Below are 10,163 nucleotides of genomic sequence, written 5' to 3' on the forward strand. Positions count from 1 at the left end.
AGGTGCGCTCCAACCGCGGTTTCAGGCCTTGCGGCGGCGTAGCGCGTAGCCGATGCCCAGGATCGCGAACCACACCGGGCTGGCGATCAGCGCCTGGCGCGTGTCGCTTTCCAGCGCGAGCAGCACGAGCACGAACGCGAAGAACACGAGGCAGGCCCAGCACATGAACACGCCACCGGGCATCTTGTACGCCGACACCGCGTGCAGTTCCGGACGCTTCTTCCGGTAGGCCATGTAGGCGATCAGGATCAGCGACCACACGAACATGAAGAGGATCGCGGCCAGCGTCGTGACCAGCGTGAACGCGGTGACGAGGTTCGGGATGACGTACACCAGCATCGCGCCGCCGAGCAGGCACAGGCACGAGAACAGCAGGCCACGCGAGGGAACGGCGGCCTTCGACAGGTACCGGAAGGTCGAAGGCGCGTGGTCTTCCTCGGCCAGGCCGTAGAGCATGCGGCTGGTGGAGAAGATGCCGCTGTTCGCCGACGACGTGGCCGACGTGAGCACGACGAAATTGATCAGGCTGGCCGCGGCCGGGATGCCGGCGAGCACGAACAGTTCGACGAACGGGCTCTTGCCGGGCAGCACCTGGCGCCACGGCGTCACGGACATGATCACGACCAGCGCGAGCACGTAGAACAGGATGATGCGGACGGGGATCGAGTTGATCGCCTTGGGCAGGTTGCGCTCCGGATCGGCCGTCTCGGCGGCGGTGGTGCCGACGAGTTCGATGCCGACGAACGCGAACACCGCGATCTGGAAACCGGCGAAGAAGCCGCCGATGCCGGTGGGGAAGAGGCCACCGTCGTTCCACAGGTTCGCCAGCGACGCCACGTGGCCGTCCGGCGAGCGGAACGCCCAGGCCACCATGCCGAAGCCGGTGACGATGAGCGCGCAGATGGCGATGATCTTGATCAGCGCGAACCAGAACTCCAGTTCGCCGAAGAGGCGCACGGTGGTCAGGTTCAGGCAAAGCAGGAGCGCGACGCACAGCAACGCCGGCACCCATGGCGCGAGCCCGGGGAACCAGAACTGGGCGTACGAGGCGATGGCGATCACGTCCGCGATCGCGGTGATGATCCAGCAGAACCAGTACGTCCATCCGCAGAAGAAACCGGCCCATGGACCGAGCAGGTCGGTGGAGAAGTCGATGAACGACTTGTACTGCAGGTTGGAGAGCAGCAGCTCGCCCATCGCGCGCATGACGAAGAAGAGCATCACGCCGATGATGAGGTAGACCAGCAGGATCGACGGGCCCGCGAGGCTGATGGTCTTGCCCGAGCCCATGAACAGGCCCGTCCCGATGGCACCGCCGATGGCGATCAGCTGCAGGTGGCGGTTCGACAGGCTGCGCCTGAGGTGCTCGGGGGACTGCTCCTGCGGATGCGACATCGGGCGGCTCGGGGTTGGGACGGAAGCGGGCACCATACGGGGGAGGGGGAGGGGTCGGCAAGGCACGGCATCACGCGCACCGGGGCCGCTGCCGCGGATCGCCGATACGATCGGCTCCCACCCTCCGCACGGTCGCCGGCTTCGTTACTATCCGAAACGCCCACCGTGCTGGATACCCTCATGACCGACCCGTTCCGCCAGGCCCTGATCGACGCCTACATCGACGCGTACAACCGCTTCGACATCGAGGGCATGCTCGCCGTGCTCTCCGACGACGTGCGCTTCGAGCACCACGCGGGCGGGGCGATGAGCGTCGCGACCGACGGCAAGGAGGAGTTCGGGAAGCTGGCGCGGGTGGGCGCGGCGCTGTTCGCGTCGCGGCGGCAGGAAGCGACGGCGGTCCGCGACGAGGGCGACACGGTCGTCGTGGACATCGCCTTTCACGGCGAGATCGCCGAAGACATCCCCGACGGCCCGGGCGCGGGCACCGTGATCGAGATGGTGGGGACGTCCGAATTCGCGTTCGACGGCGGGAAGATCAGCCGCGTGATCGACCGGGCCTGACTTCCGTCAGGCGGCCAGGTCGCGGATCGCGTTCAGCAGGGTCTTCCGGTCGTAGGGCTTGGCCAGATACCGCATGCCCGGCCGGAGCCAGTCGTGCTGTTCCGGGGCCTCGCCGGAGGTCACCAGCACGCGCATGTCGTGGTGGCGGATGGCCAGCTCCTGGCCACCGATCCGGCCGGGCATGTTGATGTCGGTGAACAGGACATCCGCCTTGCCGGTCGCCAGCCAGTGCTCGGCCTCGTCCCCGTTGCGCACGGAATGCACCTCGTAGCCTTCCATGTCGAGGATCATTTCGGAGAGGTCGCGGATGGCGTCGTCGTCTTCGACGAGCAGTACGACCGGGAGGGGTTGGGACGACATGGGACGGGCTCTGGTAAGGGACGCTGGACGAGGCGATTAGCCCGTCCGCCGTGAACACGATGTCAACGCGTTCGGCGACGAACTGCACTATTCCATTGTGCCGGGTGTGAACGCATCATAGCGTTTTCACAGGGGATGCCCATGGCCGCACTGTCTCAGCGCACGATCGACGCCGTTCGGAAGAACGAATCCAGCCTCCTCGCGGAGTGGACCGCGAATCTGGACGCCAGCGGCGCCTCGCGCGACGCGCGCATCGGCCACGCCGAGTTCGAATCGCAGACGAAGGAATTCCTCCGCCTGCTCGTCATCGGATCGGCCACCAGCGAGATCAACGGCGCCGGCGGCAACGAGTGGAGCGAGACCCGCGGCTTCCTCGAGCGCCTCTCGCGCAGCCGCGCCCTGCAGGGGTTCGACTCGCAGCAGACCGCCAGCTTCATCTTCTCGCTGAAGCGCCCGCTCTTCGACCTGCTCCAGGTGGAATACGCCAGCGAGCCGACGGAGCTCGCCGGTCAGCTCTGGGCCGTCTCGGAACTGCTCGACGGTCTCGGCCTGCACACCATCCGCACCTTCCAGAAGTCGCGCGAGGAAGTGATCGCGCGTCAGCAGGAAGAACTGCTCGAACTGTCCACGCCCGTGGTGAAGCTCTGGGACGGCGTGCTCGCCCTGCCGATGATCGGCACGCTGGATTCCCAGCGCACCCAGGTCGTCATGGAATCGCTGCTCCAGCGCATCGTCGAGACCGGCGCCGAAATCGCCATCATCGACATCACGGGCGTTCCCACGGTGGACACCCTGGTCGCGCAGCACCTGCTGAAGACCGTTACCGCCATCCGGCTGATGGGCGCCGACGCGATCATCAGCGGCGTGCGTCCGCAGATCGCGCAGACCATCGTGCACCTGGGTCTCGACTTGCAGGGCATCGTCACCAAGGCCAATCTCGCCGACGCGCTCGCGCTGGCACTGAAACGCTCGGGCTTCGTCGTCGGCAAGGCAGGCTGATCGCCATGGAGCGCATCCCCATCCTGCGCATGGGCGAGTTCCTGCTCGTCACCATCCAGGTCGACATGCACGATCAGCTGGCGCTGACCCTGCAGGACGACCTCTCCGAGCGCATCAGCGACACCGGCGCGCGTGGCGTCCTCATCGACATCTCCGCGCTCGACATCGTCGATTCCTTCATCGGTCGCATGATCGCCACGATCTCGGGCCTGTCGAGGATCATGGACGCGGAAACCGTCGTGGTCGGCATGCAGCCGGCCGTGGCGATCACGCTCGTGGAGCTCGGCCTGACGCTGCCCGGCGTGAGCACGGCGCTGGACGTGGAGCGCGGCATGAAGCTGCTGCGTGACCGCGTGTCCGCGCGATGAACACGATCAGGCAAGGCACCCAACCGATCCGGATCGAACAGGATGTCGTGCTCGCGCGACAGACCGCGCGCAAGCTCGCCGTCGAAGCCGGGCTGCGCCTGGTCGACCAGACCAAGCTGATCACGGCGGCCAGCGAACTGGGCCGCAACACCGTCATCTACGGCGGCGGCGGCGACATGGACTGGGAGCTACTGGAAGACGGCGGGCGCAAGGGCCTGCGCCTGATCTTCCGCGACGAAGGTCCCGGCATTCCCGACGTCAAACTCGCGATGACCGATGGCTGGACGTCGGGCAGCGGCCTCGGCCTCGGCCTCACGGGCGCCAGGCGTCTCGTCGACGAATTCTCGCTGGAGAGCGCGGCCGGCGCGGGCACGCGCGTGACGATCTGCAAATGGACGTGACCTTCAGCGGCGAACCGACCCGCATCGTCGCGATCGAGGACGCCACGCAGATCGGCCAGGCGCGGCGCGTCGCGCAACTGGCGGCCAGCGGCGCGGGGTTCGATGCCACCGACGCGGGCCGCGTGGCCCTGGTGACCACGGAGCTGGCCACCAACGTGCTCAAGCATGCGCGCAGCGGCGAGATCCACATTTCGGTCATGCAGGGCGACGGCGCCTATGGCGTCGAGGTGACGGCCGTCGATCGTGGCCCCGGCTTCAACCTGGCCGATTGCCTCCCCGACGGATTCTCGACCGGCGGCACGCGCGGCGAAGGCCTCGGCGCGGTGCGCCGCCAGTCCGACGTCATGGACATGTACGCCGACCATCGCGGCTCGGTGGTGATGGCGCGCCTGTACCCGAAGGGCTTCGCGAGGGCCGACATCCGCTTCGCCGCCACCCAGCAGATGATGCAGGACGAGACCGTCTGCGGCGACGGGTGGGGCGTGGCGCTGGACAAGGACAAGGTGTCGATCCTGCTCGTCGACGGGCTGGGGCACGGCATGTCGGCGCATGAGGCGGCGAATGCCGCGCTGGCGACGTTCCGCGAGGCGCCGCTCGAAGAGCCGGTCAACCTGATGGGTGCCCTCAACAACGGCATGGCCGGCACGCGCGGTGGCGCGGTCGCGGTGGCGCAGTACGTGCGCGAGAGCGGCGTGCTCCGCTACGCGGGCATCGGCAACATCGCGGGCGGCCTGCTCACCATCGAGGGCTCGCGCGGCCTGGCGTCGCATCCCGGCATCGTCGGTGTGCAGGCACGCCGCGCCCAGTCGTTCGACTTCCCGCAGTCGCAGGGCAAGTTGCTCCTGATGTACAGCGACGGCCTGCAATCGCGCTGGAACCACAAGGAATACCCCGGCCTGCCGAACCGGCACCCGGGCGTCGTCACGGCCCTGCTGTACCGCGATTTCAATCGCGGCCGCGACGACACGACCATCCTCGCCATGACCCTCGGAACCGGCCTGTGAGCGACAACGACGACATCGCGCGGCTGACCGCGGAAAACGATTCCCTCCGCGCGGAACTGGAAGAGACCAACCAGGGCGTGCTAGCGCTGTACGCCGAACTCGACAAGCAGGCCGAGCAGCTGCGCCAGGCGTCGGAGCTGAAGAGCCGGTTCCTCTCGTACATGAGCCACGAGTTCCGCACGCCGCTGGGCTCCATCCTCAGCATCGCGCGCCTGATGGCGGACGGCATGGACGGCCCGCTCAACGGCGAGCAGCAGAAGCAGGTGTCGTTCGTCGCCAACGCCGCGCGCGAGCTGAGCGACATGGTGGACGACCTGCTCGACCTGGCGAAGATCGAGGCGGGCCGCATCACCATCTCGCCGGCGTGGTTCGAGCTGATGGACCTGTTCTCGGCGTTGCGCGGCACGTTCCGCCCGATCGTGGACGCGACGGAGGCCGACCTGATCTTCGAGGATCCGGAGCACATGCCGAAGCTCTACACGGACGACAAGAAGCTCGCGCAGATCCTGCGCAACTTCATCTCCAACGCGCTGAAGTTCACGCCGCGCGGTGAGATCCGCGTCTCCGCGCAGCTGGAAGGCGACGATCGCGTGCGATTCGCCGTCAGCGACACCGGCATCGGCATCCCCGAGGAATTGCAGGGCGCGCTGTTCGAGGACTTCACGCAGGTGGACTCCCCGCTGCAGAAGCGCCTGCGCGGCACGGGCCTCGGCCTGTCGATCTGCCGTCAGTTCGCGCACCTGCTCGGCGGCGAGGTCGGTGTGGTGAGTCACCCCGGCAAGGGTTCCATCTTCCATGTGGTGCTCCCCCTGAAACTCTCCAGCGAGTCGAACGATGCCTCGTAACTCCCGGCTGCTGATCGTCGACGACAACGCGGCCACGCGCTACGCGATGCGGCGCACGGTGGAGCGCGCCGGCTACGAAGCCATGGAGGCCGGCACGGGCACGGAAGGCCTGGCGCTTCTTGCCAGCCACGAGTTCGCGGCGGTGATCCTCGACGTGAACCTGCCCGACATGAGCGGCTTCGACATCGTGCGCCGGTTGCGCGAGGCGCCGGAGACGATGCTGCTGCCCGTCGTGCACGTGTCGGCCGCGTCGATCGACACGGGCGACCTGATCACCGGTCTCGACAACGGCGCGGACGCCTATCTGATCCATCCGGTGGATCCGGACGTGATGCTCGCGACGCTGCGCACGCTGATGCGCGTGCGCGAGACCGAAGACGAACTGCGCGCCGCGGAAGCGCGGTTCCGCGAGATCTTCACCAACATCGCGGCGCCGATCGCCGTGGTCGACGGGGCGCTTCGCATCCTGGATTCGAACGAGGCGTTCGACAGGCTGATCGAGGATGCCGGCTGCACCGGCGAACTGGTGTCCTGCTTCGAACCGGGCCAGGATGAAACCCTGGCGCAGATGCGCGAACACCTCGCGTCGAACGAGCGCTGGCGCGGCGTGCTGTGCATGCACTCGCGCGCGGGCGTCCGCGAGACGGAATGGCGGGTCACGCCGTATCGCAAGGAAGGCGGCCTGGTCTTCGTCGAGGACGTCACCGAGCAGCGTCGCCGCGAGCGCGATCAGCTCGAACGCATCGACACGGCGCACAGCCAGCTGGCGATCGAGAAGGCCGAGCGCGAACGCACCGAGCTGCAGCTGCTGCAGGCGCAGAAGATGGACGCACTGGGCAAGCTCACCGGCGGCATCGCGCACGACTTCAACAACCTCCTGACCAGCATCATCACGGGCATCGACCTGATCAACCGTCAGGTGGAGGCCGGCAAGCCCGACAAGGTGCAACGCTTCGCCGATGCCGTGCTCGGTTCCGCACGTCGCGCCGCCGCGCTCACGCACCGCCTGCTCGCCTTCGCGCGCCAGCAGCCGCTCGACGCGAAGGCCTCCGACCTCAACGGCAACGTGCGCTCGCTGGAAGACATGCTGCGACGGACGCTTGGCGAGCGCGTCACGCTGGAACTGGATCTTTCCGGTGAGCCCGTGGTCGCCGAGGTTGACACGAACCAGCTCGAGAACGCGGTCATCAACCTCGTCATCAACGCGCGCGACGCGATGCCCGAGGGCGGACGCATCCGCATCGCCACGGGACGCCGGCGCCTCGTCGGCGACGGCTCGTTGCCCGATGGCGATTACGTGCACGTGACGGTATCGGACAACGGTTCGGGCATCGCGCCCGATGTGTTGCAGAAGGTGTTCGAGCCGTTCTTCACCACCAAGCCGCTGGGGCAGGGCACGGGTCTCGGCCTGTCGATGATCTACGGTTTCGCACGCCAGTCCGGCGGCGAGGCGCGGATCGAAAGCGTCGTGGGCCGCGGCACCGAGGTGACGCTGCTGTTGCCCGCCAGCGAAGGCGAGGTGGTGACCGTCACGGCCGGCCAGGGTGAGATCGCTGGCGGCCACGGCGAGCGCGTGCTGTTGGTGGAGGACACCGACTCGCTGCGCATGTTCACCGCCGAGGTCCTGACCCAGGCGGGCTACACGTGCGTGGCCACGGGCGACACCGATCGCGCGCTGTCGCTGCTGCGTGGCGACGAATCGTTCGACCTGCTGCTCACCGACATCGGCATGCCGGGCCTCGACGGACGCGAGCTCGCCGACGTGGCGCGCGCGTGGCGTCCGACGCTGCCGGTGCTGTTCATGACCGGCTACGCGGAAAACGCGACCGAGCGGTCGCGTTTCCTCAATCGCGGCATGGACCTCATCGCGAAGCCGTTCGAGATCGATGCCTTGCTGACGCGCGTCAGGCAGATGCTCGACTAGGCTTCAGAAGCCCTCGAGCACGATCTTGCCCTTCGCCTTGTGGCTCTCGATGCGCTGGTGGGCGCGGCGCAGGTTCTCGGCGGTGATCGGGCCGAAGTGCTCGCCGAGCGTCGTGCGCAGGGTGCCGTCGTCGATCAGCGCCGCGACGCGATCCAGCAGCTCGTGCTGCTTGATCATGTCGGGCGTTTCGTAGGTCGACCGCGTGAACATCGACTCCCAGTGCAGCGAGATCGCCTTGCGCTTCAGCCTGGTCGCATCGAGCGTATGCGGGTCGTCGATCAGGCCGAACTGGCCCTGCGGCTTCACGATCTCCACGATCTGCTCGTAGTACGCGTCGGTGTGCGTGAGGCTGACCAGGTGATCGACGTGCGCGATGCCCAGCGCTTCGAGCTGCGGGCCAAGGGGCTTCGAATGGTCGATCACGTGATGCGCGCCCAGCTCGCGGACCCACTGGGCCGTTTCCTCGCGCGAGGCGCTGCCGATGACCGTGAGCCTCGTCAGGCGGCGCGCGAGCTGCACCAGGATCGAGCCGACGCCACCACCGGCGCCGATGATGAGGATCGACTCGCCCTCGTGGCCGCCTTCGGCGATCTTCAGTCGGTCGAACAGCATTTCCCACGCGGTGAGTGCGGTCAGCGGGAGCGCGGCGGCGTGGGCGTCGTCCAGCGTGCGCGGCTTGTGCCCGACGATGCGCTCGTCGACGAGCTGGAACTCGGCGTTGCTGCCGGGGCGGTTCAACGCACCGGCGTAGTAGACCTCGTCGCCTTCCTTGAAGAGCGTGACACCTTCGCCGACCGCCGCCACCGTGCCGACGGCGTCGAAGCCGAGCACGCGGGGCGCCGTGGTCTTCACGCCGGCGCGCACCTTGGTGTCGACGGGATTCACCGAGACGGCGCTGACGGCGACCAGCAGGTCGCGCGGGCCGGGGCCCGGCTGGGGAATGTCCATCTCGACCAGCGCGTTGGCGTCGTCGATGGGCAGGCCGTGATGGGTGTAGACAATGGCTTTCATGCGGGTGGCTCCGTTGAGGATGGCGCCATGCTCCTCCCCGGCGCGTTGCCGAAAAACCATCGCCGCGCGGGATCACTTTCGTCGCCACGGTGAAAATCGGATGTCCTGGAGCGCGCCCCCTTCGCATCCGCATGACGGCCCGTCCACCCACCGATCCCGAGAGTGGGGCGGACCACCGACGGAAAGGCTGCCCCCATGACCGACGACTTCTCCCCGACCCGCCGCCGTATCTTCCAGAACGCCTCGCTCGGTGCCGCCGCGGCGGTACTCGCCGGCGCCCCGAGTTTCAGCGCCATGGCTGCCGAATCGACCGGACCGGGTGGCACGCGCCCCTTGGTCGACCCACGCCAGGGCTTTCCGCACCCGCCGTTCGCGAACCAGAGCCAGCCGTGGCCCGGACTCGCCGGAAAGATGACGCCGCGGCCCGACCACGGCGAAACCAGCTACAAGGGCAGCGGACGACTCGCGGGACGCAAGGCGTTGATCACCGGTGGCGACTCGGGCATCGGGCGCGCCGTCGCCATCGCGTACGCGCGTGAAGGCGCCGATGTCGCGATCAGTTACCTGCCGGCCGAGGAGGACGATGCGAAGGAAGTCGTCGACCTGATCCGTAAGGCGGGGCGCAAGGCGCTGGCGCTGCCAGGCGACATCCGTGACGAGGCCTGGTGCGGCCAGATGGTGCAGAAGACGGTGGAGGCGTTCGGCGGACTCGACATCCTCGTCAACAACGCGGGCCGCCAGCACAGCTTCGACTCGATCCTCGACATCAGCACCGAGTACTTCGACTGGACGGTGAAGACGAACCTCTACGCGATGTTCTGGATCACCAAGGCGGCCGTGCCGCACCTGCCGCCGGGTGCCGCGATCATCAACACGACATCCGTCAACGCGTACAACCCGTCCGAGAACCTGCTCGACTATGCGATGACCAAGGGCGGGATCATGATCTTCACCAAGGGTCTGGCGAAGCAGCTCGTCAAGAAGGGCATCCGCGTGAACGGCGTGGCCCCCGGCCCGTTCTGGACCCCGCTGCAGGTATCGGGCGGCCAGACGCCGGAGAAGCTGCAGAAGTTCGGTGGCGATACCCCGATGGGCCGCCCCGGTCAGCCGGCCGAGATCGCACCGATCTACGTGCAGCTGGCGTCCACCGAGGCGAGCTACGAAACCGGGCAGATCTTCGGCGCCTCGGGCGGGGCGGGTAATCCGTAGCCCGTAGGAGCGCGCCCTGCGCGCGACAGCTTCTCGCGGAGAGCATCAGGCCCTGCGGCTCACGGCCTCAAAACATGTCGCGC

General features: G+C 67.7%; 11 protein-coding genes. 8 read left to right on the forward strand and 3 right to left on the reverse strand.

The window, feature by feature from the left end:
• Positions 1-21: 21 nt before the first annotated feature.
• Positions 22-1,395 (reverse strand): D-serine/D-alanine/glycine transporter, encoded by a 1,374-nt coding sequence (gene cycA / locus BMY69_RS17190; RefSeq protein WP_090180586.1) that lies wholly within the window; start codon positions 1,393-1,395, stop codon positions 22-24.
• A gap of 180 nt (positions 1,396-1,575) precedes the next feature.
• Between cycA and BMY69_RS17195 the strand changes: the two genes are divergently transcribed.
• Positions 1,576-1,959, forward strand: coding sequence for a nuclear transport factor 2 family protein (locus BMY69_RS17195; RefSeq protein WP_090180588.1), 384 nt, complete (start codon positions 1,576-1,578; stop codon positions 1,957-1,959).
• Between the two features lie 6 nt (positions 1,960-1,965).
• Here BMY69_RS17195 and BMY69_RS17200 read toward each other — a convergent pair whose 3' ends face one another.
• Positions 1,966-2,319 carry a response regulator gene (locus BMY69_RS17200; RefSeq protein ID WP_090055313.1) on the reverse strand — a complete coding sequence of 118 codons (354 nt, stop codon included), beginning with the start codon at positions 2,317-2,319 and terminating at the stop codon, positions 1,966-1,968.
• Between the two features lie 141 nt (positions 2,320-2,460).
• Here BMY69_RS17200 and BMY69_RS17205 point away from each other — a divergent pair, with 141 nt between their 5' ends.
• From BMY69_RS17205 to BMY69_RS17230, 6 genes are read left to right on the forward strand one after another with little or no spacing between them, the layout of a single operon-like run.
• A complete protein-coding gene (locus tag BMY69_RS17205; protein WP_090180591.1) occupies positions 2,461-3,318 on the forward strand; it encodes an STAS domain-containing protein in 858 nt (285 codons plus the stop codon).
• 5 nt (positions 3,319-3,323) lie between these two features.
• A complete protein-coding gene (locus tag BMY69_RS17210; protein ID WP_090055310.1) occupies positions 3,324-3,686 on the forward strand; it encodes an STAS domain-containing protein in 363 nt (120 codons plus the stop codon).
• 5 nt (positions 3,687-3,691) lie between these two features.
• Entirely contained in the window at positions 3,692-4,087 is a 396-nt protein-coding gene (locus BMY69_RS17215; protein WP_217642653.1) for an anti-sigma regulatory factor, read from the forward strand.
• Positions 4,078-5,091: an ATP-binding protein gene (locus tag BMY69_RS17220; RefSeq protein ID WP_090180593.1), complete on the forward strand. Its 1,014-nt coding sequence runs from the start codon at positions 4,078-4,080 to the stop codon at positions 5,089-5,091. The genes BMY69_RS17215 and BMY69_RS17220 overlap by 10 nt, the downstream gene beginning before the upstream one ends.
• A complete protein-coding gene (locus tag BMY69_RS17225; protein ID WP_090180596.1) occupies positions 5,088-5,936 on the forward strand; it encodes a sensor histidine kinase in 849 nt (282 codons plus the stop codon). Before BMY69_RS17220 ends, BMY69_RS17225 begins: the two co-directional genes overlap by 4 nt.
• A complete protein-coding gene (locus BMY69_RS17230) occupies positions 5,926-7,860 on the forward strand; it encodes a response regulator (protein WP_090180599.1) in 1,935 nt (644 codons plus the stop codon). Before BMY69_RS17225 ends, BMY69_RS17230 begins: the two co-directional genes overlap by 11 nt.
• A 3-nt stretch (positions 7,861-7,863) precedes the next feature.
• On the opposite strand, the gene BMY69_RS17235 is transcribed toward BMY69_RS17230, so the two are convergent.
• Positions 7,864-8,871: a zinc-binding alcohol dehydrogenase family protein gene (locus tag BMY69_RS17235; RefSeq protein ID WP_090180602.1), complete on the reverse strand. Its 1,008-nt coding sequence runs from the start codon at positions 8,869-8,871 to the stop codon at positions 7,864-7,866.
• A gap of 294 nt (positions 8,872-9,165) precedes the next feature.
• On the opposite strand from BMY69_RS17235, the gene BMY69_RS17240 reads away from it, so the two are divergent.
• On the forward strand, positions 9,166-10,080 hold the full coding sequence (locus BMY69_RS17240) for an SDR family oxidoreductase (RefSeq protein ID WP_218143218.1): 915 nt from the start codon (positions 9,166-9,168) through the stop codon (positions 10,078-10,080).
• Positions 10,081-10,163: the final 83 nt, after the last annotated feature.

The sequence above is a fragment of the Luteibacter sp. UNC138MFCol5.1 genome, from assembly GCF_900110505.1.
Lineage (GTDB): Bacteria > Pseudomonadota > Gammaproteobacteria > Xanthomonadales > Rhodanobacteraceae > Luteibacter.